The following is a 22,843-nucleotide window of genomic DNA, read 5'->3' as shown; positions in this document are numbered from 1 at the left end:
GGCAAGGCTGGCCAGCTCTCGTCCTTTCAAGCACTTGCCCCGACGCGGCGGCTGGAACGCGGCGTGCTCTGCCCCCTGCGCATGAACCGCCTCGCGCTCTTCTTCTGCTTCGTCTCCCTGCTCGCCAGCGCGCAGCCAGCGCCAGACGCGGGTGTGCCCGACGCCACCAGCACTGTCGGCCCGCCTCCCACCTCCGCGGCGCCCGCCATGGCTCCAGCCCAGGAGGAGCCCGGCCTTCCACTGCCGCTCTCCCGGCGCACGCAGGCCGCGCCCTCGAAGGTCGAGCGCGATGAGGACGCACGGGAGTCCCGCGACGAGCGCTCGAAGCGCGAGCGTGACTCGGAGGACGACGACTCGCGAGCCGAAGAGGACGCACGCGACGCGGCGCGTACGGAGTCGCGCAACGAGCGCTCATCGGACCGGCGTGAGCGTGAGCGTCGGCGCGAGAAGGAGAAGCGCGCGGCCTGCGACGAGGACTACCTGGACGAGGAGATGGAAGACCTCGCCATCCTCCATCCGCTCGAGCTGAACGTAGATGGCCGCGCGCTCACGCCGGAGGTCATCGAGCTGCATGGGCTCAAGCGCCTCACGGACGACCAGGTGCGCGCCTTCATCGGCTCGCCTCCCGCAGAGTCCCGCGCGCCCCTGCACACCCGCCATCTCCAGCGGATGCTGCGCCGCCTGGCTCACACCGGCCTGTTCGCCCGAGTGGAGCCGCGCCTGCGCGTCCCCGAGCAAGGCCCCATCGTCCTGGAAGTCCTCCTGGAGGAGAACCCCGTCGTCACGTCGGTGGACGTGGAGGGGCTTCAGGATATCCAGCGCTCCGAAATCCTCGACGAGGTGTTCCGCCTCCCGCCCCGCTTCCCCGACGAGGACGAGGACGACGAGGAGTTCACCGCCACCCTGCGCGTGAATGGCGTGCGCGGGACGCTGACCGTCACGAAGCCTTGCCCGCCGCAGCGCCCGCCCCGTGAGTGGCTCGCGCGGATGGAGCGCGACGAATACCGCCCGGGCCTCGTCCTCGGCGGAGTGACGGCCGCACTGCAGCGCGCGCTGCGAGACCTGCGTGGCGACGGCTACATGCTCGCGAGCCTGTCCGGCACGCTCACGCCAAAGGGCCACCTCACCATCATCGTGGACGAGGGCCGCCTGGAGAGCGTGGACGTGGTGGGCGTGGAAGGCTCCATCGCGGACCGGGTGCGCGCGGCGCTGGACCTGAAGGCCGGCGACGTCTTCCTGCGCAGCGACGCACGACGCGCCATGGAGCGGCTGGAGTCGCGCTTACCCTTCCTGCAGGCGGCGAGCGTGGACCAGGACTCCGACGACGCCGCGCGCCGACGTGACGCGCGCATCGTCGAGGAGCGCGCGGCCGACGGCGTGCGCCACTATCGGACGCAGGAGGCCCAGCGCAAGGAGCGCCGTCGCCGTGAGCAGGTCGAGTTCGACCTGAGCTGGCGCGAGCTGTTCGAGTCCTGGCGGCACGGCGACAAAGGCGAGGGCATCACCCTGGAGGGACGACGCCTCGTCGTGCACGTGCGTCCGCGCCGTCCGGACCTGGACCTGGAGCTGCTGCCCGTGCACACGCAGGTGACGGGGTTCGCTCCGGGCCTGGAGGGCTCGCTGCGCATCTGGGACTCGAAGGACCGCCTGCACACCACGCTGGACGCCGCCGCCTTCATCCCCCTGCGCTGGGGTGGCCAGCGCCTGCCGGATGACCCCGAGGGCACGAAGCGTCAGCGCGAGCTGAACCTGCTGGGCGGCGCGCGCGTGGAGATTCCGGCGGTGGGCCTCGCGGAGCTGGGCGCACAGGCGCACGACTTCACGGACACGCTGGACCGGTGGCGGATGAGTGACATCGACTCGTCCATCTACTCGGCGCTCTTGAATCGCCCGGACCGCGACTACTTCCGCCGCAAGGGCGTGGCGGCGTTCGCGACGTTCCGCTGGTCCGAGGACTGGCTCGCGGGCGTCGAGTACCGCTCCGACCGTTACGAGACGCTGCGCAGCTTCACTCCGCCGCTCTCGCTGTTCCGCCGCGACTCGCCTCCCTTCCCCAACGCGCCGGTGGACGAGGGCCGCTTCCAGTCCGTCATCGCGCGGCTGGAGTACGCCAGCGGCACTCCTCGCGACACGAAGGTGGGCTCGCTGTTCCGCACGCCGGAGACGCCGCTGTTCCACGGGGATGGAGACTGGGGACACAGCCCGTTCCTGCACGGCTTCGTCACGCTGGAGGTGGGCGAGGGGCCCGCCGCGACGGGTCCGGACGAGCGCTTCTGGAAGCTGCTCGGCGACGTGACGATGGTGGTGCCCACGGGCTGGGAGACGGGCCTGCGGCTGCGGCTGCGCGGCGCGGGGGGCGACAACCTGCCCGAGCAGAAGCGCGAGGCGCTGGGTGGCTGGAGCGCGCTGCGAGGCTTCGGCTTCAAGGAGTTCAAGGGCGACGTGTCGGTGCTCGGCACCGCGGAGTACCGGTGGCATGCCTTCGGCGTCTTCGCGGACCTGGGCACGGTGCGCGGCGCGGGTGAGTGGCAGGACGCGCGGCTGGGCCTCGGAGGGACGTTCCACTTCACCGACGACGTGCGCGTGGATGTCGCGTGGCGCACGGACGAGAAGGCCACGGCCACGCCCGAGGCCCGGTTGTTCTTCGTGCGGACCTTCTGAAGCCCATGACACGCATGGGGAAACGGACAAGACGCACGCTCGGCGCGGCCCTGGTGGTCGCGGCGGGGCTGTTCGCGCCCGGGGCCCGGGCGGAGGAGCCGCGCGTCAGCTGCACCGCCACCGTCTCCGGTCGGCGCGTGCTGGCGCGCTCGGTGGCCTTCGCCTTTCTCTCGGCGGAGCTGGACCGGCTGGTGCGGTTGGGGATGGCGGGAAAGCTGGAGGTGGAGCTGACCTTGTGGAAGCGCCGCTCGCTCTGGTTCAACACGCGGGTGGACGGCGCGCGACTCACCCAGGTGATTGTCTTCACGCGGGAGGGCTATGTGCTGGATGGCAGGCCGCTCCCGGAGGGGCCCGCCACGCTGGAGCTGGAGCGCGTCGCGTGGACCCTGGAGGCCCGGCCCGAGGAAGGCGAGCGCCTCATCGTCCAGGTGGAGGTGAAGCTGAACGTCGTGACGGCGGCCAGCCTGGGGCGCATGGCCTCCTGGCTGTCGCGGACGGACGGGGCGGGAGAGACAGACCGCTCCGTCGTGACGGGCACGCTGCTGCGCACGGTGGCGGAGGACCTCTCCCAGAGGGCCTCGGGACGCTGCGACGTCACGCCGCCGACTTGAGCGAAGACAACCTGGACGCGGCACGGTCCGACTGAAGCACCGACGCGGCCCTTGAGGCGACGAGGGCCGCGTCTCCATCGAAGGCCCTCGCATCTCACGCGGCGGCACAGCCCCGCTCGCGACTCGCGGGTTTCACGATTCACGGAGGGCCCGGCCCCGCGCCGAGGCCAGGAGGACCGTCATGCGTTTCTGGATGCTTCCACTGCTCGCCCTGCTGACCTCGTGCGGAGTGGACCTGACGCCGCTCGCGCGCACGGTGCATGTCTTCGTGCCCGACGACGTGGAGGACACGGGCGCGCACGTCCCCATTCTCTACCTGGAGAAGGGGCGCGCCCTGTTCTTCCCCAAGGGAGCCAGCGGCGATGCGAACCCCGTGGAGCCCAGCGAGCTCGTGGTGCTGGGCCAGCGTAAGGACATCGTCATCATCGCCGTGGACTCGGTGGCGGGGCCTCGGGTGGAAATCCTCGGCGACGGGCGCACGCGCTACATCACCCATCCCGGCGGAAGCTAGCTCCGGCTCAAGAGACGCGGACCACCGCGCGCCCGAAGTTCTCGCCCCGGAACAGGCCGGCGAACACAGCGGGCGCGGACTCCAGGCCATCGACGATGTGCTCGCGGTGGCGGAGCGTTCCGTCCTGGAGCCACCGCCGCAGCTCCGCCCGCGCCTCACCGAAGCGCGCGGCGTAGTCGAACACCACGAAGCCCTCCATGCGCAGCCGCTGGATGATGAGGAACGGCGTGTTCTTCAACCCCGCGCGCGCCTCCGGTGGCACGCCGTAATCCGCGACGAGCCCCGACACCACCACCCTGCCTTTCATCGCCATGCACGTGAGCGCCGCGTCCAGCGTCGAGCCACCCACGTTGTCCAGGTACACGCCCACGCCCTGGGGACACTCGCGGCGGATGGCAGCGGCCAGGTCCTTTTCCGCGCGGTAGTCGATGCAGGCATCGAAGCCGAGCGCCTCCACCACCCAGCGACACTTCTCCGGGCCACCGGCGATGCCCACCGCGCGAGCCCCCTGCCGCTTCGCGATTTGTCCCGAGATGGAGCCCACCGCGCCCGCGGCGGAGGACACCAGCACCGTCTCACCGGCCTGGGGACGGCCCAGCTCGAGAATCCCGAAGTACGCCGTCAGCCCGGGGATGCCGAGCACCCCCAGCTCCGCCGAGACGGACTCCGCTCCAGGCTCCGCCTTGCGCAGCCCGCGAGCGCTCACCACCGCGTGCTCCCGCCAGCCCCAGCTCCCCACCACGACGTCGCCCACGGCGTAGCGCGAGTCACGCGACTCCAGCACCTCGCCCGCGGCCGCGCTCCCGATGACCTCACCCAGCTTGAGGGCCGGCGCATACGAGTCCACGCCGCCCAACCGGGCCAGCGTGCCCGGGTCCACGGAGGCGAAGAGCGTCTTCACGCGGAGCTCCCCGTCCTGGGGCTCTCCCACCTCCACGCGCTCCACGCGGAAGTGCTCCGGCTCGGGCAAGCGAGGGATGTGGCGAGCGAGGACGACTTGACGGCTCGGGAGGGTGCTCATCGGCGGCTCCAGGTTCGAGGCTCCCCACCATCTTCCGTCCACCTCCCGCTGGCAACCAGGACGCAGGGCTCCCTAGGCTGCGGCCCATGACGAGTTCCATCCCCCTTCCCGCGCATCCCCTCCTCGCCACCGCCGTGGAGCTCGCGCCGCGCCTGTCCGCGCGCTCCGCCGAAATCGAGGCCGCGCGCCAGCTCCCCCAGGACCTCGTCGATGAGCTGACCCGCGCGGGCTTCTTCCGGATGATGATTCCGGAGACCTACGGTGGGCTGGAGCTGCACCCCGCGCTCTCCTTCCAGGTCATCGAGGCCCTCTCCCGCGCGGACGGCGCCGCCGGCTGGAGCGCGATGATTGGCGCCGCCACCGCGCTGACGGCCGCGTGGCTGCCGGAGCCCGTGGGCCGCGCCATCTTCTCCGCGCCGGACGTCATCACCGGAGGCGTGGCCGCGCCCCTGGGCCGCGCCGAGCGCGTCGAGGGAGGCCACCGCGTCACCGGCCGCTGGCCCTGGGCGAGCGGCAGCCGGCACTGCCACTGGCTCGTGGGCGGCGCCCTCGTCACGGAGGGCGGCAAGCCGCGCATGTTGCGAGAGGGCGTGCCGGAGACGCGCCTGTTCTTCCTCCCCGCCAGGGACGTCACGCTCCACGACACCTGGTTCGCCTCCGGCCTGTGCGGCACCGGCAGCGGCGACATGGAGGTGAAGGACCTCTTCGTCCCGGACGACCACGGCTTCTCCTTCTTCGCGCCCCCTCGCGTCGCTCGCCCGCTGTACGGCTTCCCGTTCGGCCTGCTGGGCCTGGGCATCCCCGCCGTGGCCCTGGGCATCGCCCGGCGCGCCATCGACGAGCTGACCACCCTGGCCCGGCAGAAGACGGTGGTGGTGGAGCGAAGGCTGCTGGCCGCGCGCCCCGCCGTGCAGGAGGCCATCTCCGAGGCCGAAGCCGAGGTGCGCTCGTCCCGCGCCTTCGCGCTGGAGACCATCCACGCCCTCCACGACGAAGCCACCCGAGGCCCCGTCTCCATCCGCGGCAGGGCCGACCTGCGCCTGGCGATGACTCACGCCACGCGAAGCGCCGCGCGCGCGGTGGACCGCATGTACGAGGCCGCGGGTGGCCCCGCCGTGTTCCACACCAGCGCGCTCCAGCGCTGCTTCCGCGACGTGCACACCATCACCCAGCACGCCATGGTGGCGCGGCCCACGCTGGAGCTCACCGGTGGCATCCTGCTGGGCTTCGACCCGGCCACGCCGGTGCTTTAGAGAGAAAAGAGGGCCCGGCCTCCCTGAAGCGCGGGGAAGAGGCCGGGCCCACACAGGCGACGACGTGTCGCCTCCCCCTACTGCCGAGCCATCACTGTCTTGCGTTCCTTCTGCTCGTCATGCAGGTGCTCGCCGGACACGTCCACCACCACCTCGCGCAAGGTGCCCCCTCGGAACGAGAAGGGTGGGCGATACATGGTGCTCACCGACGAGTTGTCATCCCGTCCGCACGTCAGCCCCTCGCCCAGGCTGATGAGCAGCGGCATCGTCGAGGAGATGTCGCTCTGGGCGACCAGGTCCCCGTCGATGAAGAGCTTGCCCCGTCCCGGCGCGCCCTTGCCCGCGTCGAGGTCCGGCTCACCGCTGGGCTCGAACTCGAAGCGCAGCTCCGTGCGGCCGGTCGGCACCTCCATCGCCGACTCGATGTGGAACTCCTTCTCGCCCACGAAGTTGTAGACGTAGTGCAGCTTCCGGTCCTGGATGAAGAAGGTGTAGCCCCCCGTAATCCCACCGTGGCTGAGCAGCACGCCCTCCGCGTCTCCGTCCACGTCCACCTTCGCGGTGATGGAGTGCGGCCGGTTGAGCACGTGCACCGCCACGTTCTCCGGCGCGGGTGAGGTGTGCGGCCGGTAGACGTAGCGCTTGCGGTCCTTGGTGATTTGCGGACGCTCCGCGGCGAACACCGCGCGGTCCAACGCCGCGAGCGGGAGGACCTTGTAGCGGCCCGCCTCCACGTACCAGAGGGCAATCATCTCGATGAGCTTGCCCCGCTCTTGCTGCGCCAGGTTCTTCGTCTCCGAGGCGTCCTCCGCCACGTGGTACAGCTCCCACCCCTCCGCGTCGAGCTTGCGCAGCCGCTCCTCGGTGATGGCCGACTCGCCGAACGCCTCGCCCGCCTCCGTGAAGGACGGCCCGGGGAAGGGGCACACCGCCCGCCAGCCGTCATGGTAGATGGCGCGGTTGGTGAACATCTCGAAGTACTGCGTGAGGTGGTGGCTCTCCGCGCGCGCGTCGTCGAACGAGTGACGGAAGCTGACGCCTTCAATCGGCGACTGCGTGACGCCGCGGATTTCCTGGGGAGGCTCCACGCCCAGGCAGTCCAGCACCGTGGGCACCATGTCGATGGCGTGGCAGTACTGCGTGCGGACCTCGCCCCGCGCGCGGATGCCCTTGGGCCAGTGGACGATGAACGGGTCCGTCGTGCCGCCGCGGTACACCTCGCGCTTCCACCGGCGGAACGGCGTGTCCCCGGCCCACGCCCAGCCCCAGGAGTAGTGATTGAAGTACTTGGGCCCGCCCAGCTCGTCCATGGCCGCGATGTTCTGCTCCAGCGACTCCGGCGTGTTGTTGAAGAACTTCAGCTCGTTGACGGAGCCATGGGGCCCGCCCTCGGCGCTCGCGCCGTTGTCGGAGATGACCATGATGAGCGTGTTGTCCAGCTCACCGCTCTCCTCCAAGGACTTCAAGAGCCGGCCGATGTGGTGGTCCGTGTGCTCCAGGTAGCCCGCGAAGACCTCCATCATCCGCGCATAGAGGCGCTTCTCCTCCGGAGGCAGGCTGTCCCACTCCGCCACGTCCGGGTCATGCCGGGACAACTGCGTGCCCGGAGGGATGACGCCGAGCTTGAGCTGACGCTGGTACACCTTCTTGCGGTACGCGTCCCAGCCGTCGTCGAACTGGCCCTTGTACTTGTCCACCCACTCCTTGGGGACGTGATGCGGGGCGTGCATCGCGCCCGTGCAGAAGTACATGAAGAAGGGCTTGTCCGGCGCCACCTGCTTGGAGTCCGCGATGAAGTCCACCGCGCGGTCCACCAGGTCCTCGGTGAGGTGGTAGCCCTCCTCCGGCGGCTTGTGCGGAAGCACCGGATGGTTGTCGTGGACCAGGTCCGGGTAGTACTGGTGCGTGTCGCCGCCGAGGAAGCCGTAGAACCGCTCGAAGCCCCGACCCAGCGGCCAGCGCTCGTAGGGCCCCGCCGCGCTCGTCTGCTCCGTGGGCGTCAGGTGCCACTTGCCCACCGCATACGTGTTGTAACCCTGATTCAACAGCATCTCCGAGAGGAAACCGTTCTCGAAGGGGATGGTGCCGTTGTAGCCCGGGTAGCCGAGGGAGACCTCGGTGATGGTGGCCATGCCGTTGGAGTGGTGGTTGCGGCCGGTGAGGATGCACGAGCGCGTGGGCGAGCACAGCGCGGTGGTGTGCATGTTGTTGTAGAGCAGGCCTCCCTTCGCCAGCCGGTCCAGGTTCGGCGTGCGGATGGGCGAGCCATAGCAGCCCAGGTGTCCGAAGCCCGTGTCGTCCAGGACGATGAAGAGGACGTTGGGCGCGCCTTCCTTCGCGCGCAGCGGCTGGGGCCACGCTGGGGACGACTGCTCCCACGTCCGGCCGATGGTGCCGGGGAAGGTGCTGCCGGGCTTGTATTCCTTGAGCGACATGGTGTGCCTCCGCGAAGTCTCGACCCAGGAGGCCGCCGTGCGCGCCGGAGGTTCCGGACGACACGTCCCAGCCCCGAGGGTCAGAGATGGGCACACCACGCGACACCCACCGCTGCCCCCAGGACGGACCCAGGCGGGCAAGGCCCGGCCCGCCCGGCCCTGGCACCTCACGGAAGCAGGGAGGCTAGAGCCAGCTCGCGGAGGTCTGGCCCAGCTCGGACAGCACGCGCTCCGCGGCCTTCACCCCGAACCAGTTGGCCTCCTCGAAGAGGGCCAGTCCCCCCAGGTCCGTGTGCGCGAAGTGCAGGTGACGCCCCACGCTCTCCTGCGCGGCGCGGCGCTCCGGGCCCCAGATGAAGCCCGGCGTCGGCCGCACCATGGCGTGCCCCCAGCGCTGCACCTCCAGGCGCTGCGCCTGCTGGAGGATGCCCGGGTGCGCGGGACGCATGTCCGCCATCACCAGCGCCTCCCAGTCCGCGTAGCTGGCGGAGAGCGCCTTGGTGCGCTCGGCCTTCACGTCCGCGCCGGACATGGGCAGGTACCACGTGAGCACCGTGGGGCCGCGCTCGTCCTGACGCAGCCGCTGGTGCGTGGCCACCACGTAGCCCAGGCTGTTGCTCTCCTGGAACACGTTGTCCCACGCCAGCGGGAAGCCTCGCGACTGGGGCAGCGACGACAGCGTCAGGTTGGCCACCACCCACGGCGCATAGGTGAACGCGTCCAGGAACGCCGGCCGCGCCGTGCGCCATGGCGCCACCAGGTGCGCCGCGAGGAAGCGCGGGCACGCCAGCACCACCTGCCGTGCCTGGAAGGAGCGGGGCTTGCCCGTGCGTGCATCCAGCGCGTCCACCCGGCAGCCCTGCTCGCCCGGCTCCACCGTGTGCACCAGCACGTCGCGCTCCACCGCGCGAGGAGGCAGCGCGGAGAGGAGCTGGTGCACCAGGCGGCCATTGCCCTCGGGCCAGCTCAGGAAGCCCTCGCTGCGCTCGCCGTGTCCGTCCTGGCGCGCGGCGAAGTACCAGATGCCGGCCCACGCGGACACGTGCTCGGACGTGGCGCCGTAGTCATCGCGGCACGCGTAGTCCACCAGCCACTTCAGGCGCGTGGAGCGGAAGCCCTCGCGCACGAGCCAGGCCGCCATGCTCAGCGCGTCCAGCGCCGTCCACTCGGCGTCGTCGCTGGAGCGCGCCGTGGGCACCGCGAAGGCCTTGCGTCCCTTCGCGTCCCGGGCCGCGCCGAAGGCATTCATCCGCGCATCGAAGCGCTCCAGCTCCGCCAGGTCCTCCGCCGTCGCGCCCACGCGCAGGTAGAGCCCGTCGTACCAGTGGCCCCGGTAGAAGTGGCGCTCCTCCGGCTCCTGGATGAGCAGCTCCTCCTCGAACGTCGGCAGCCCCTGCGCGTCCACGCCGGACACCGCGCCCATCTCCCGCAGCAGCCGCACCACCGGCCCCCGGTCCTCCGTCGGCGCCGGCAGGTAGTGCGCGCCCCACGGGAAGGCGGACACGGCGTTCTTCCCGGAGCGAGACGTGCCTCCCGCCTCCGCCTCCAGCTCCACCACGCGCACGTCCTTCACGCCCGCGCTCGCCAGGCGCCACGCGGCGGACAGGCCCGCGACGCCCGCGCCCACCACCAGCACGTCCACCGTCTCCAGCGTCTCGGCCCGAGGCAGCGGCCCCCCGCGCAGCCGGTGCCCCACCTCCACCGCGCGGTCGACGATGGCGCCCGGAATGGGGGCCCGGGGCTGCTCGCGCTTGCAGCCGCTTGCCACCGCCGAGCCGAGGAACGCGGCGACCAGCTCCCGCCGCGTCAGTTCCACCGCCGCCACTCCTCCTCGTAGTAGTGCACCAGCACCTGGTTGTTGAGGCGGTTCACCTCGGCGGGCAGGGGGCTCATGTCCGGAGGGAACAGCGTCAGCGACTCCAGCGTGGGCATGTCCAGGAAGCGCAGGCCCTCCGGCAGCGGCCGGTGGTGGCCCGGCGGCTCGTGGGCCACCAGCACGTAGCCCCACTCACCGAAGGAAGGCACCAGCGCGTGGTACGGCTGCGTCCAGAAGCCCGCGGCCTTCAGCGTCGTCTCCACGCACCAGAACGAGCGCCGGGCGAACAGGGGGCTGGTGCTCTGCACCACCGCCACGCCGTCCGGCGCCACCCGCTTCTTCAAGAGCTTGTAGAAGCCCGTGGTGTACAGCTTGCCCAGCGCGAAGTTGTTCGGGTCCGGGAAGTCGACCACCACCACGTCGTAGCGCTGGTCGCCCTCCATCAGGAACTGCATGGCGTCCGCGTTGATGACGCGCATGCGCGCATCCTTCAGCGCGTTCTCGTTGAGCTTCGAAAGCTCCCCGTAGCCCATGGCCAGCCCGGTAATCGCCGGGTCCAGGTCCACCAGCGTGACGGAGCGGACCTCCGGGTAGCGCAGCACCTCGCGCGCGGCGAGCCCGTCTCCACCGCCGAGGATGAGCACGTGCTCCGCGCGGCCCGCGCGCACCATGGCCGGGTGGACCAGGGACTCGTGGTAGCGGTACTCGTCCACGCTGGCGAACTGGAGGTTGCCGTTGAGGAACAGCGAGAAGCCCCGCTTGCCGCGCGTCAGGACGATGCGCTGGTAGGGGGAGCTGGACGCGTGCACCACGTCGTCCGCGTAGAGCTGGTCCTCGTAGAACGTCGTGAGCCTGTCGCCGAGCACGAAGCCCACCATCAGCAGCACCGTGAGCATCACCGCCTTGACGCGCAGGCGCAGCGGGTTGCCCAGCAGCGGCGCGAGCAGCCACGTGCTCCACAGGCCCACCGCCGCGTTCAACACGCCGAACAGCAGCGAGGTGCGCACCAGCCCCAGCTTGGGCACCAGGAGCAGCGGGAAGGCCACGCTGGCGGCGAGCGCGCCCAGGTAGTCGAGCGACAGGACCTGGCTGACCAGGTCCTTGAACTTGAGCTGGTCCTTGAGGATGCGCAGCAGGAGGGGAATCTCCAGCCCCACCAGCGTGCCGATGATGATGACGCTGCCGTACAGCGCCACCTGGAACAGGTCCGTCAGCGTGAAGGTGAGGAACAACACCGGGGCGCACAACCCGCCCAGGAGCGCCACCGCCAGCTCCACCTCCACGAACCGCTGCGCCACCCCCTTGTCGATGTAGCGCGACAGGTAGCTGCCGATGCCCATCGCGAAGAGGTAGCCACCGATGACGGTGGAGAACTGGGTAATCGAGTCACCCAGCAGGTAGCTGGCGAGCGCCCCGACGACGAGCTCGTAGACGAGCCCGCACGTCGCGATGACGATGACGGTGATGTACAGCAGCGTCTTGTTCACGTCGTCACTTCACGTCTTCTTCGAACGGGAGTCCGGGTCCTCAACCACCGATGGCCGCGGCCACGATGATGGACAGGCCGAGGATGAAGGAGCCGATGACGATGCCGACCGCCGTGTTCTGGTCGACCTCCAGCTCCTTGTGCACGTCGAACGGCATGATGAGGCGGATGACGAAGAAGCCCGCCACGAACACCGCCAGGCCAATGAGCGAATAGATGACGCTCGCCAGCACACCCTGCCAGCTCACGACGACGCCGAGTAACAGCATCACTTCCCTCCCTGAAAACCACCGGTCCACAGCAGGATGCCACCCGGGCCTCGGCGCACGTTGCCCGGCACGCGGTCCCTCTCTTCACTGGTGAAGGGCGACCACCCGGACACCATCATGGCCGTGTAACCCAGCAGCACCAGTCCACCAAACCACTTCATGCCGCGCCTCCGTGTCGTGCCATGCGCGTCTATTCCGTCAGGTTGCTGTCCGCCCACCGGTTCGTCTCGAAGCCGTGCGAGCGGAAGAAGGCGAACGCCGGCGCCAGCAGCATCAGCACCAGCGCCACGCAGAGCCAACTTTCATTGGGCGTGTCGTGCACCAGCTTCACGCTGTAGTTGCGCGCGGCGGGCCGGGGTGACGCGTCGTAGGCCGCCGTGGTGCGCAGCACGTACTTGCCCGCCGGAAGCGCGGACAGATACAGGCTGTCGCTCGGGCTGCCCTCGCTCCAGGAGCCATCGCTGTCACTGCCCTGGTAGAGGCTGACCTCCTGGTAGAAGCTCACCACGTCGCCCGTGTCCTGGTTCACCAGGTCGCCCTGCACGCCCAGCCAGTCGTTGTTGAGGCCCGCGGCGACCTCCACCTTCATGTTGCCGCGCTTGGTCAGCTCGAAGGGCTCGCTGAACTTCATGGCGGCGGGCGTGCCGGGGGCCGCGTCCGGGGGCACCGTGACGCGCTCCTCCAGCACCACCTGCTCCCGCGCGTTGACGGAGAAGACGCCCGCCAGGAGCAGCAGCCCCAGAAACCAGACGAAGGACCACAGCATCGTGGAGCGCATGCTCGCCGAGTGCGGGTTGGGCTGGCTGGGGACGATGCCGTACGTCGGCCCCACCTCCTTCAGCTTGAACGCGTCCTTCACCACCTCGGGCGCCAGGTACTCGCCATGCGTGTACGTCACCTCGTCCTGGGTGGCGTCCACGTTGATGGAGTACGGCGGGGACACGTACTCGCTGGCCTCGGCGTACTCGCCCGCCGTCACCTCCCAGTAGAACTCGCCCTGCACGTTCTCCGTGACGGCGTGCACGTTCTGGAAGGCCTTGTAGCGGCGGCCGTCGTAGAAGGCGGACCTCAGGGGCACCAGCTGCACGTCACCGGCGGCCAGCGGCTCCAGGAACACCCAGTGGCCGTTGGAGAGCATCAACCAGACGAAGCCCTTCGCCCTGTTGAAGAGCAGGTACTCCTCCCACGGGTAGCGCACGCCCTCCACCGTGCAGGAGCGCACCAGGAAGCCGATGCACATCCACTCGGTGCCCTTCAGCGTGCCCTTGGCTCCCAGCGGGATGATGGGCGCGTGGTCCGGCTTCTCCAAGAGCCGCAGGAAGGACAGCTTGCCCTTGCTGACGTCCAGGAGCGCGCCGCAGAAGGGACAGCCCACGCGCAGGGACTTGTCCGGGGCGCGCAGCTCCAGGGGGCCGTTGCACTCGGTGCAGCGCGCCTGCTGGAGGTCCACCTTGCGCTGGGCGCGCGGGCGGAGCTGGTCGGCGGGAATCCCGAGCTGCTCCAGCTTGAGCCGCTCGCCGATGAAGACCTCCGGGTCCCTGTCGCGCGTGCCGAAGTCGAGCGTGACGAAGGCGCCCTTGGAGCCGGTGGCGTCGACGTAATGGGAGTCCTGCGTCGGGTCCACGTCGCTGGGGAGCTGCCCTTCGGCGGCCACCACCTTGCCGTGGCCGCGCTCCTCCACCACCCAGGCGCGGTTGCGCAAGCGCAGGCGCTCACCGGGGTGCAGGTCCGCCAGCGAGATGCCCTCTTCCACGCCCGCGTCGAGGACCATGTGGAAGGCGCCCTCGGACTCGCTCACCCACGCGGTGCGCCCGTCGGAGAACTCCACGTACCACTCGTCCCAGGGGCCCGCGCCATGGTCCTTCTGGAGGTGGCCCACCACCTGGAACGCGGTGCGCGCGTAGCGGCCCTCCGCGCCCAGCTGGAGCGGCGAGTCGGTGACGACGACGCGGCCAATCTTCCCGTGCGACTCGAAGTTGTCGCCCTTGCGAGCCACCACCGTCTGGCAGTGGCCGCACACAATCACCTGCGCCGAGCCGGCGGTGAACTCCACATCCGCGCCGCACGACGGACACCTCCCGAGACTCACGCCATCACCCCCCGCTTCAGCTCCCGCACCTCGCAGGACGCCGCCCCCAGGTGGCGCGCCAGCAGCGACTCGAAGTCGGGGCGCGCGCGAGGGCGGCAGCAGTAGACATTGAGCGCGGCGAAGCCATGCTCCGGGAAGGTGTGGATGGCCAGGTGACTCTCCGCCAGCAGCGTCAGCCCGGTGATGCCACCAGGCTCTGGGAACACGTGCCACTGCGGCTGGCCCACGACCTTCAGGTCGAGCAGGACGAGCAGCTCCTCGAAGAGCGCCGCCAACGCCGCCGCGTCCTTGAGCAGTCCAGGCGAGCAGCCGCTCGCGTCAACCAGCCATTCCTGTCCGGTGGTCAGCTTCGAAGTCCTCCCGCCTCTGCTGGGACTACTTAGCACGAGACCCGACGCACGAAAGCCGCTCGCGCCCGGGGCCTCGCGTTGGCGCCGCGCCACCCCTTGCCGGTACGCTTCCGCGTGAAATGACGCAGCAGTCCGCCGCTGAAGCCTCCGCGCCCGTTCCCACGCCCTCCCCCACCCGCGAGCCCGGGGCCATCGCCCGGCTGACGCGGGGCCTGCGCGGACTGCCCGCCGCGCCGCGCTGGTGGGGCCCCGGCTGTGGCGGCATGGCTGGCTGGCTCCAGCGCCTGCCGGCGGGCACGACACCGGCCACGGTGGACCTGACCCCTCGCTTTCATCAGCTGCTGCGGAGCGTGCGCGAGGGAGAGGCCGTGCTGCCCGCCGAGGCGCGGCGCCACCAGTACGTGCTGGTGCGCGGCATGCTGGGGGACGAGCTGCCCGGCTACCTGCTGGACAACGTGCAGCGGCTGGAGCGCCGGGGCCTGGACGTGCTCGAGGCGCCGGTGGACACGGAGGGGCTGCTGCTCGACAACGTCGCGGTGCTGCGCGAGACGCTGCTGGACGCGGAGCACTTCGGTCGCTCGGTGGTGCTGGTGGGCCACAGCAAGGGCGGCGTCGAGTGCACCGCCGTGCTCGCCCTGTACCCGGAGCTGCGCCGGGTGGTGCGCGCGGTGGTGACGCTCCAGGCGCCCTATGGCGGCTCGTCCATCGCGCATGACCTGGCCACCACGCCGGACATGCGGCGGCTCATCGACTTCGCCTTCCCGCTGCTGTTCCACGGCGTGTCGCGCTCGGTGGAGGAGCTGTCCTACTCCCAGCGAATGGCGTTCATCGCCCGGCACCCCTACCCGGCGGACATCCCCACCGTGTCGCTGGCCACCTCGCGCCTGTCGCGCCTGTCCTCGCTCTATCCGCTCCAGCGCTACCTGGATGAGCGCTACCGCTACGCGTCCGACGGAATGGTGACGGCGGTGGACGCGGAGGTGCCTGGCGCGCGCGTGGTGAGGCTGAACGACCTGGACCACGCGGAGGCGGCGCTCCGCGCCTTCCCGGGACTGGGCCGCTACCACCCGGGTGACCTCACCGAGGTGATGGTGGCCCTGGCGCTCGAGACGCCGTGAGGCGCCGGGACGTCAGGTCGGCGGCGTCAGCGACACGCGCCGCATGACACTGTCGACGGTGGCGAAGTGCAGCGCCAGGTCCTCCACCCGCTTGGCCAGCAAGGTGTCTTCCTTCATCGCGCGGATGAGGTCCTGGCGGGAGACGCCTGACAGCCCGGCCAGGTCATCCACCAGCGCGTCCACGGCGCCCTTGGCGAGCTTCACGCCGTCGCGCGCGGCGATGGCCCGCAGCGCCAGCGCCAGCGTCAGCCGCCGCTCCGTGTCCGCGCGGGTAAGCGGCTCCCGCAGCCAGCCTTCCAGTGCCTCCTGGAGCTCGTTCGGCTGGAAGTCCTTGCGAATCAACATGGGCCGCTCGACCTCCGCCCAGCGGCGGCGGATCTCCTCGTCCACCAGCGCCGGCGACAGCGTCACCTTCGTGCGCGCCACCACCTCGTCCAGCACGCGCTCCTGGGTGAGCCGGTCCATCTCCTCGGTGCGCTCGCGGGCGAGCGTGTCACCCAGGTGGGCCATCACGTCGGTGAGGGTGCCCAGCCCCAGCCGCTTGAGCAGCTCCGGTGAGTCGTCGTCCAGCAGCTTCAGCTCGGCGGCCGCCTTCACGTCGAGCAGGAAGCGCGCCGTCACGCCGCGCAGCGACTCCACCACATAGGTGTCCGGTAGCTGCAGCTCGATGCCGAAGGAGTGGCCCACCTTCGCGCCCACCAGCGCCTCGAAGAAGCCGGGCAGCAGCGCATCCGGCGCGACCGCCGCCCGCCAGTTCTCCCGCGCGGAGAAGGGGATGAGCCGGCCGTTGGCGAAGCCGAGCACGTCCAGCAGCACCTCGTCGTCGGGCCCCACGGCCTCGCCCGCGAGGCGCGCACGACGGTCCGCGTGCTGGCGGCGCAGCGCATCGAAGCGCTCCACCAGGGACTGCTCGTCGATGGGACCTGGAGCGACCAGCGCCACCGTCAGCCCTTCGAGGGACGGCGCCTGCACGGTGGGGAGGGAGACAGGCTCGGTGCTGCCCAGCGACAGCGACGCGGGCATGCGCTTCATGATGCCCAGCGCGTGCAGCTCGGCCAGCGAGCGCGCACCGCCACCCTTCGAGTCGTTCTGGGACGTCATGCTTCCTCCGCTCCGGAGCGTCCGGATAGCACAGAGCGGAGGAGGCGGCGCGGCGCCTAGAAGAACGCGCCGAGGAAGCTGGACGCCGTGGAGACGACGGCGCCTCCCTGGCTGACCAGCGGGATGTTGGTGGCCGCGGCGACGGAACCCAGCGCGGTGACGCTGGCGGTGACCTTCTTGCCCACCGAGGCGTTCGGGTCGGCGATGGTGCTCGCGGCGGCGGCGGTGTCCACGGCCGCGATGGCGACGTTGAGGCCCGGCACGAAGCGGCCCGCGGTCCTGGCCGCGGCCGTGCCCCCCCCCCGCAGCGCTGAGAAGGCGGCGCTGGCGCCGTCGCGGCCCGCGCCCTCCAGTCCATTGCCCGCGACGCGAGCGGCGAGGCTGCGCATCCGCTGACGGGACGCGCCCTCCACGCCTTCGGACGCGACGGCGGTCGCCACGCGGTTCGCCACCGCGCCCGGAGCCCGTGGCGCGCTCTCCGTGAAGGCGGCGCGTGCCGCGTTGGCCGCCGCGCGGAGGTTGCTCACGTTGCCCGTCAGCTCCAGGCCGCCCTTGGCCGCGTTGAGGCCGGTGGACGCAAGGCCCGCCGTGGAGCCGAGCGCCCTGTTGGCGGACTCACCCGAGGGGTTGCGGAAGGCCTCGCGCACGTCGCGGGCCGACAGGTAGGCCGCGCCGGGGAGCTGCGCCACGCTGGCCGCCGTGGACACGCCGCCAGCCCAGCGGGCGCTTCGGGTGTTCACGCCCTCCACGGTGCCACCGGGGAGGGCCGTCTCGAGAGGCCCGAAGCGGATGGGGCCCCCCGCGCGACGCACCTGGGTGGCGGCCACCGTGTCGGTGAACTGCCTCACCCCATTGGTGCCCATGGCCACCCCGTTGGCGACCTGCTCCCAGCGGTCCGACCTCGCGGCGGGCGGGGGCGGCGTCGGGACAGCGGCCCGGGGCTCCGGAGGTGGCGCGGCCGACGGCTGTGCGGGCCGAGCAGTCGGGGCGGAACTCGGGGCGGTGGGGCGAGGCTCGATGGGCGCCAACTCAGGACTCCAGACGCAATTCAGGGTGTTCTACGTGGATCATCGTGCCCTGGTTCCGAATGTTGCGTCGAGACCGGCCGCTGGCGGGCGATTTTGCCTCCCGGAGAACGCCCTGCCCTCACGGGACGACGTAACCCCCTGTAATTCGTCGGAGGTCGGTTAATCTGCGCGCCCCATGAACAACAGAATCCTGAGCGCCCTCCTCCTCTGCCTCACCTTCACCGCCACCGCCTGCAAGGACTCCTCCGAGAAGAAGGAAGCCACGGGCAGCTCCACCCCGGCTCCGGTCACCCCCAGTCCCTCCGCGGAAGGCCCGGGCGAGTGGATGAAGAAGGCGTACGCCGGCCAGGACATCCAGGCCACGCTGGAGACGAACCAGGGCCCCATCGTCGTGCGGCTGTTCTCCAAGGACGCGCCCAACACGGTGTCCAACTTCGTGGGCCTGGCCACGGGCGAGAAGTCGTGGACGGACCCTCGCAGCGGCGAGCGGGTGACGGGCAAGCCCCTGTACGACGGCGTCACCTTCCACCGCGTGATTCCGGGCTTCATGATTCAGGGAGGGGACCCCACGGGCTCCGGCATGGGGAGCCCGGGCTACCGCTTCGCTGACGAGTTCAAGAGCGGCCGCACGTTCGACAAGGTGGGCCTGCTGGCCATGGCCAACGCGGGCCCGGGCACCAACGGCAGCCAGTTCTTCATCACCACGTCCACGCCGGCCTACCTCAACAACAAGCACACCATCTTCGGTGAGGTGGTGAAGGGCTACGACGTCGTGGAGAAGATCTCCAAGGTGGCGACGGGCCCGGGCGACCGTCCGGTGGACCCCGTCGTCATCCAGAAAATCACCCTCGCGGACGCGCAGTGATGGAGCGACGCAACCTCCGACGCGTGGCCACGCGCCTGGGCGAGCTGGACTGCCAGGTGGTGGACGGGCTCGCCGAAGGCGCCGTGCCGGAGCTGGCGGTGGTGCTCTGCCACGGCCTTGGCGCCTCGGCGACCGATCTGGTGCCGCTGGTGCCGGAGCTGATGGCGGTGGAGCCGGCGTTGGCGGAGCGCGTGCGCTTCGTCGTGCCCGGCGGTCCGCTGACGATGGAGCAGTGGGGCATGCCCCAGGGACGTGCCTGGTTCCATCTGCCCGAGGCCTTCATGCGCGGGCAGATGCGGGACTGGGAGGCCTACTCGAAGCAGGTGCCCGAGGGACTTCCCGCCGCGCGTCGAGCCCTGATGTCCACGGTGGACGCGCTGTCGACCTCGTCGAAGCTTCCCTATGGTCGCATCGTCCTGGGCGGCTTCAGCCAGGGAGGCATGGTGACGACGGACGTGGCCCTGCGTCTGGAGGAACGGCCGGCCGGGCTGTTCATCCTGTCGGGCACGCTCATCGCGGAGGCGGAGTGGAAGCAGAAGGCCCAGGCCCGACAGGGGCTGCCGGTGTTCCAGGGCCACGGCCGCCATGACGACGTGCTGCCCTTCGTGACGGGCGAGCGCCTGCGCGACGCGCTGGTGCAGTCGGGCCTGTCCGTGGACTTCGTCCCCTTCAACGGGCCGCACACGATTGACGCCGAGGAGCTGGAGCGGCTGGCCGTGTTCCTGAAGGCGCGACTGGAAGGCTGACGCATGTACCACGCGAAGGAGCTCACGGTGCCCACCCGGGGGCGCGGCTTCACGGACATCACCGGGGAGGTGCAGCGGGCGGTGGCGGACAGCGGTGCGCGGCAGGGCCTGTGCACCGTGTTCCTGCACCACACGAGCGCGTCCCTGATTCTGTGTGAGAACGCGGACCCGGACGTGCGCCGGGACTTGGAGTCCTTCTTCGCGCGGCTGGTGAAGGACGGGGACCCCCTCTTCGTGCACGACGCGGAGGGGCCCGACGACATGCCCGCGCACGTGCGCACGGTGCTCACGCAGAACTCGCTGAGCATTCCCGTGAAGGACGGCGCGGCGAACCTGGGGACGTGGCAGGGCGTCTACGTCTGGGAGCACCGCGCCGCGCCCCACCGCCGACGTGTCACCGTGTCGGTGGTGGGCTGAGCGTCACAGTCCGCGCGTGCTGGCGACGACGCGCACCTTGCGCTCCTTCGTCTTGGTGGGGATGCGCGCCTGCCCGCGAATGCGAACCCAGGAGCCGGGCGACTCGGGCGTGGCGTGCACCATGGACCAGCCGGTGGGGACCTCCGGCGCGGACCAGCCGTAGAGGGCCCGCGCATCCCGGGGCGCCAGGTTGACGCAGCCATGGCTCATCGGTTCGCCGAAGCGGTCGTGCCAGTAGGCGGTGTGCAGCGCGTAGTCCTGCTCGAAGAACATGGTCCAGGGCACGGTGGCCACGCGGTAGGTGTCATTGCCCGCGGTGCCGTTGCCGGTCATGTCGGCCTCCGCGAACTTTATCCAGACGCGGTAGAGGCCCTCGGGCGTGTCCGTGCCGGGCTTCCCGGAGGAGATGAGCGTGGCGTAGACGGGGCGCTCGCCCTCATAGGCGACGAGCACCTGGGCCTCCAGGTCCACGTCGAGCCAGCGCGCGCCCGGCTCCACACCGGGGGGAGCGTGGGTGAACCAGGCGACGTGCAGGTCCTCGCGCGCCACCCAGTGGTCCTCCGCGATGAGCACCCAGTTGCCATCGGGAGACAGCTCGCGCACGGCGACCAGGGTCCGCGCGGGCAGCACCGTCTCCCGAGCGGCCTTCGCGTCCGGCGCGACCTTCACCTCCACGGAGGCGGTGGGCTTCACGCGCGACTGGGCCCAGGCGAAGGGCGAGGACAGCTCCGACAGCTGCTCCGCGTCCACGCCGACGAAGGCGGAGGGGCGGTACTCGCGCAGGACGCGGGCCTCCAGGTATTGGCCATCCGTGGTGCGCCAGAAGGTGCGCCGGCCCACGCGCACCTGTCCGCGCAGCTGCACCGTCACCGAGCCCTTCAGCAGCACGCCCTTCCTGCGCGAGCGGGCCAGGGCGAGGCTCGGGTAGGCGCGCACGCGCTTGCCCACGACGCGGGCGTAGGTGCCGGGGGTCAGCTCCCCTTCGCGCAGGCGGGGCAGGTCCCGGACGCGGGGCTCCCGGAAGTTGCGCTCCAGGTAGCGCTCGCAGACCCAGCCGCGCGGCTGGATTTCGACCCAGGCCTCGCACTCGGGGTTGCGCATGGCGGTCTCTCCCTTCCAGAGCACGCGCATGTCCTGGGCCACCGTACCCAGGGGCGGGGCGTCCTGGCGAGGCGCGGAGCGGACCGCGATGGAGCGACGCACGCGCAGCGAGCCCGCGTCGGGCTGGTAGGGAATGGCGATGGGCTCGGTGCCCGCGTCCGCGCCGCTGGCCGTCGCGGAGTCGGGAGTGTCCTCGTCGGGCTCCAGGGACGGGTCGTCGAGCACGAGGCTCGTGTCTTCCAGCGGCTCGCCGTCCGGACCGAGCACGAGCTCCACGCCGGGGTTGCGCTTGTCGGGGATGACGACGAGCTGCTCGGCGGGAGGCGGAGGTGATTGCTCGGGGTCCTCGGCGGGGAGTTCCTCGCGGCGCTCGGGCTTGGGCATGGCGCTGAGCGCGGGGTCGATGGCGAGTGAGGGCTCGTCGTGAGCGGAGGCGCCATCTTCCATGTCACTGGAGTCCGTGGAGGGACGCGCGGCGGAAGGCGTACGCGAGGGCCCGCCGTCCGTGTCGGGCACAGGCGCGGTCCGATTCCACGCGGCGAGCAGATCTCCCGGAGTCGAGGCCGAGGGTGCATGGCTTCCGGCTGAAACCGCCGACCGGGTGCCGCCGTCCTCCGAGAGGACTGCCCCCGCCGCGGTGAGCCCATGCTCTCCGGAGCCGTGACCCGACAGGGCACCAGATGCGACAGGGGGCGTCGCGCCAGCTCCCGCAGCCACCGCCGCGCTATCGCCGGCAGGCGAAGCGCCGTTCACCACCGTTGCGCCCGTGGACGGTGACACCTCACCGGGCCGAGGCTCGACCGAGGGGACCGCCGCACTCCCTTGCAGATTCAGGCCCGGAGTCGGTGCCTCCGCCGAGGGAGACGCGGGACTTCCCATCGCGGCCTCCGCCATCCCGGGAGCGCCCTGTCCCGGTGACCCTTGTTGCTCGGCCCCCTCGCGAACCTCACTCGAGGGCGCGGAGGGAATGGTTGTCGTGGGCTGGGACGGGCTCGGCGCTACACCTACGGGAGAGGGGGAGTCCTCCGTCTTCGACGAAGGCGTGCAGGCGATTCCAGGCAGGAGGAGGGCGAGCTGAAGCCAACGTCGCATGTGGATGACACGGTACGAGGGCTCGCCCCCTTGCTCAACGTCGTCCGAGGTGGGGCCGCCTGCGCCCGCCTCCGCGTGGGTGCGTATTCCGTGCGGTCCTGACGGTGGATGTCACATGCAACGGAATGGAGGCACCCGGCCCCACTCCCGCACGGGAGGAATCCCGTATGGCCCCGGATACCCCGAGACATGTCTCACGCGAGACACGTCCCGCGCCACTCGGCACCGCGCTCCTCGGACCTACCGGGAGGTGGGGCGGCTGCGTCGGGGGGCCTTGGTCGGTGGCGGCGTGGACGAAGCCGCGCTCGCTCCGGCGGTGATGAGCCGGAGCTCCGCGAGCGCCACGCGCACATGATGCGCGAGCTCGTGCTTCTTCGTGTCCTCGATCCAACGCTCGAACGCGCTCTTGAAGACGGCGATGCCCGCTTCGGCGACGAGGTTGGCCACGGACTTCTCGACGCCGCGCCCTCGGAGGCTCTCCGCCATCGCCGAGGCGAGTGACGCCAGCTTGATGAGCTCACGCTCCCGAAGCTCCGCGTGCGCCACGATGAGGGGCTGCCGCTTGCATGCGTGCGCACGGCGCTCCTCGAACCCCGGCGAGGTGGCCTCCAGCGCGGCGGCGACGACATCGATGGGAGCCATCGCCTTCGGAGCATCGGCGATGGTGCTGACCATGAGCGCCTCCAGGCCCTTTGAGCCCGAGAACAGCACCTCTCTCTTGTCGGAGAAGTAGCGGAAGAAGGTCCGCTCGGTGAGCCCCGCACGCGCGGCGATCTCCTCCACCGTCGTGCGGTCGTACCCGCGCTCCTGGAACAGCTCCATCGCGGCATCTTGCAGGCGTTCGAGCGCGTTCGGTTCCCAACGACCCATGGC

Annotated in this window: 20 protein-coding genes; 8 read left to right on the top strand and 12 right to left on the bottom strand. The window is 70.8% G+C overall.

The window, feature by feature from the left end:
* Positions 1–63: 63 nt before the first annotated feature.
* The 3 genes from LZ199_RS08100 (at position 64) to LZ199_RS08090 (ending at position 3,783) form a co-directional block, all read left to right on the top strand.
* On the top strand, positions 64–2,661 hold the full coding sequence (locus LZ199_RS08100) for a BamA/TamA family outer membrane protein (protein ID WP_253993075.1): 2,598 nt from the start codon (positions 64–66) through the stop codon (positions 2,659–2,661).
* A 14-nt stretch (positions 2,662–2,675) separates the two neighbouring features.
* On the top strand, positions 2,676–3,272 hold the full coding sequence (locus LZ199_RS08095) for a hypothetical protein (protein ID WP_253993074.1): 597 nt from the start codon (positions 2,676–2,678) through the stop codon (positions 3,270–3,272).
* Positions 3,273–3,453: 181 nt separating this feature from the next.
* Entirely contained in the window at positions 3,454–3,783 is a 330-nt protein-coding gene (locus LZ199_RS08090) for a hypothetical protein (RefSeq protein ID WP_253993073.1), read from the top strand.
* Positions 3,784–3,790: 7 nt separating this feature from the next.
* On the opposite strand, the gene LZ199_RS08085 is transcribed toward LZ199_RS08090, so the two are convergent.
* Positions 3,791–4,804, bottom strand: coding sequence for an NADP-dependent oxidoreductase (locus LZ199_RS08085; RefSeq protein WP_253993072.1), 1,014 nt, complete (start codon positions 4,802–4,804; stop codon positions 3,791–3,793).
* A gap of 86 nt (positions 4,805–4,890) precedes the next feature.
* On the opposite strand from LZ199_RS08085, the gene LZ199_RS08080 reads away from it, so the two are divergent.
* A complete protein-coding gene (locus tag LZ199_RS08080) occupies positions 4,891–6,057 on the top strand; it encodes an acyl-CoA dehydrogenase family protein (protein WP_253993071.1) in 1,167 nt (388 codons plus the stop codon).
* A gap of 77 nt (positions 6,058–6,134) precedes the next feature.
* On the opposite strand, the gene LZ199_RS08075 is transcribed toward LZ199_RS08080, so the two are convergent.
* The 7 genes from LZ199_RS08075 to speD all read right to left on the bottom strand — a co-directional run bounded on the left by LZ199_RS08075 (position 6,135) and on the right by speD (position 14,427).
* On the bottom strand, positions 6,135–8,492 hold the full coding sequence (locus LZ199_RS08075; protein WP_253993070.1) for an arylsulfatase: 2,358 nt from the start codon (positions 8,490–8,492) through the stop codon (positions 6,135–6,137).
* Between the two features lie 184 nt (positions 8,493–8,676).
* On the bottom strand, positions 8,677–10,308 hold the full coding sequence (locus LZ199_RS08070) for an FAD-dependent oxidoreductase (RefSeq protein WP_253993069.1): 1,632 nt from the start codon (positions 10,306–10,308) through the stop codon (positions 8,677–8,679).
* Positions 10,299–11,795 carry a polyamine aminopropyltransferase gene (locus LZ199_RS08065; protein WP_253993068.1) on the bottom strand — a complete coding sequence of 499 codons (1,497 nt, stop codon included), beginning with the start codon at positions 11,793–11,795 and terminating at the stop codon, positions 10,299–10,301. Before LZ199_RS08065 ends, LZ199_RS08070 begins: the two co-directional genes overlap by 10 nt.
* Positions 11,796–11,835: 40 nt before the next feature.
* Positions 11,836–12,063: a DUF350 domain-containing protein gene (locus LZ199_RS08060; protein WP_141647619.1), complete on the bottom strand. Its 228-nt coding sequence runs from the start codon at positions 12,061–12,063 to the stop codon at positions 11,836–11,838.
* Positions 12,063–12,224 (bottom strand): hypothetical protein, encoded by a 162-nt coding sequence (locus LZ199_RS08055; RefSeq protein ID WP_253993067.1) that lies wholly within the window; start codon positions 12,222–12,224, stop codon positions 12,063–12,065. Before LZ199_RS08055 ends, LZ199_RS08060 begins: the two co-directional genes overlap by 1 nt.
* Positions 12,225–12,253: 29 nt before the next feature.
* The gene (locus LZ199_RS08050; RefSeq protein ID WP_253993066.1) at positions 12,254–14,152 is read right to left on the bottom strand and encodes a DUF4178 domain-containing protein; all 1,899 of its coding nucleotides are present in this window, start codon (positions 14,150–14,152) and stop codon (positions 12,254–12,256) included.
* Entirely contained in the window at positions 14,149–14,427 is a 279-nt protein-coding gene (gene speD / locus LZ199_RS08045; protein ID WP_253993065.1) for an S-adenosylmethionine decarboxylase, read from the bottom strand. The genes LZ199_RS08050 and speD overlap by 4 nt, the downstream gene beginning before the upstream one ends.
* Positions 14,428–14,621: 194 nt before the next feature.
* Between speD and LZ199_RS08040 the strand changes: the two genes are divergently transcribed.
* The gene (locus LZ199_RS08040; protein WP_253993064.1) at positions 14,622–15,620 is read left to right on the top strand and encodes a lipase; all 999 of its coding nucleotides are present in this window, start codon (positions 14,622–14,624) and stop codon (positions 15,618–15,620) included.
* A gap of 12 nt (positions 15,621–15,632) precedes the next feature.
* Here LZ199_RS08040 and LZ199_RS08035 read toward each other — a convergent pair whose 3' ends face one another.
* Positions 15,633–16,721, bottom strand: a complete 1,089-nt coding sequence (locus LZ199_RS08035; protein WP_253993063.1) for a trigger factor — start codon at positions 16,719–16,721, stop codon at positions 15,633–15,635.
* A gap of 56 nt (positions 16,722–16,777) precedes the next feature.
* Positions 16,778–17,584, bottom strand: coding sequence for a hypothetical protein (locus LZ199_RS08030; RefSeq protein ID WP_253993395.1), 807 nt, complete (start codon positions 17,582–17,584; stop codon positions 16,778–16,780).
* 340 nt (positions 17,585–17,924) lie between these two features.
* On the opposite strand from LZ199_RS08030, the gene LZ199_RS08025 reads away from it, so the two are divergent.
* The 3 genes from LZ199_RS08025 to LZ199_RS08015 are packed head-to-tail and all read left to right on the top strand — an operon-like array spanning position 17,925 to position 19,777.
* The gene (locus LZ199_RS08025; RefSeq protein WP_253993062.1) at positions 17,925–18,614 is read left to right on the top strand and encodes a peptidylprolyl isomerase; all 690 of its coding nucleotides are present in this window, start codon (positions 17,925–17,927) and stop codon (positions 18,612–18,614) included.
* Positions 18,614–19,360, top strand: a complete 747-nt coding sequence (locus LZ199_RS08020) for an alpha/beta hydrolase (RefSeq protein ID WP_253993061.1) — start codon at positions 18,614–18,616, stop codon at positions 19,358–19,360. Before LZ199_RS08025 ends, LZ199_RS08020 begins: the two co-directional genes overlap by 1 nt.
* Before the next feature lie 3 nt (positions 19,361–19,363).
* Complete coding sequence (locus LZ199_RS08015) at positions 19,364–19,777, top strand: secondary thiamine-phosphate synthase enzyme YjbQ (protein ID WP_253993060.1); 414 nt, start codon at positions 19,364–19,366, stop codon at positions 19,775–19,777.
* Between the two features lie 3 nt (positions 19,778–19,780).
* On the opposite strand, the gene LZ199_RS08010 is transcribed toward LZ199_RS08015, so the two are convergent.
* Together LZ199_RS08010 and LZ199_RS08005 are read right to left on the bottom strand one after the other, a co-directional pair.
* On the bottom strand, positions 19,781–21,325 hold the full coding sequence (locus tag LZ199_RS08010) for a L,D-transpeptidase family protein (protein ID WP_253993059.1): 1,545 nt from the start codon (positions 21,323–21,325) through the stop codon (positions 19,781–19,783).
* Between the two features lie 885 nt (positions 21,326–22,210).
* A complete protein-coding gene (locus LZ199_RS08005; protein ID WP_253993058.1) occupies positions 22,211–22,840 on the bottom strand; it encodes a TetR family transcriptional regulator in 630 nt (209 codons plus the stop codon).
* Positions 22,841–22,843 lie beyond the last annotated feature (3 nt).

The sequence above is a fragment of the Myxococcus qinghaiensis genome (assembly GCF_024198215.1).
GTDB classification, from domain to species: domain Bacteria; phylum Myxococcota; class Myxococcia; order Myxococcales; family Myxococcaceae; genus Myxococcus; species Myxococcus qinghaiensis.
This window is presented reverse-complemented; position numbering and strand designations above follow the sequence as displayed.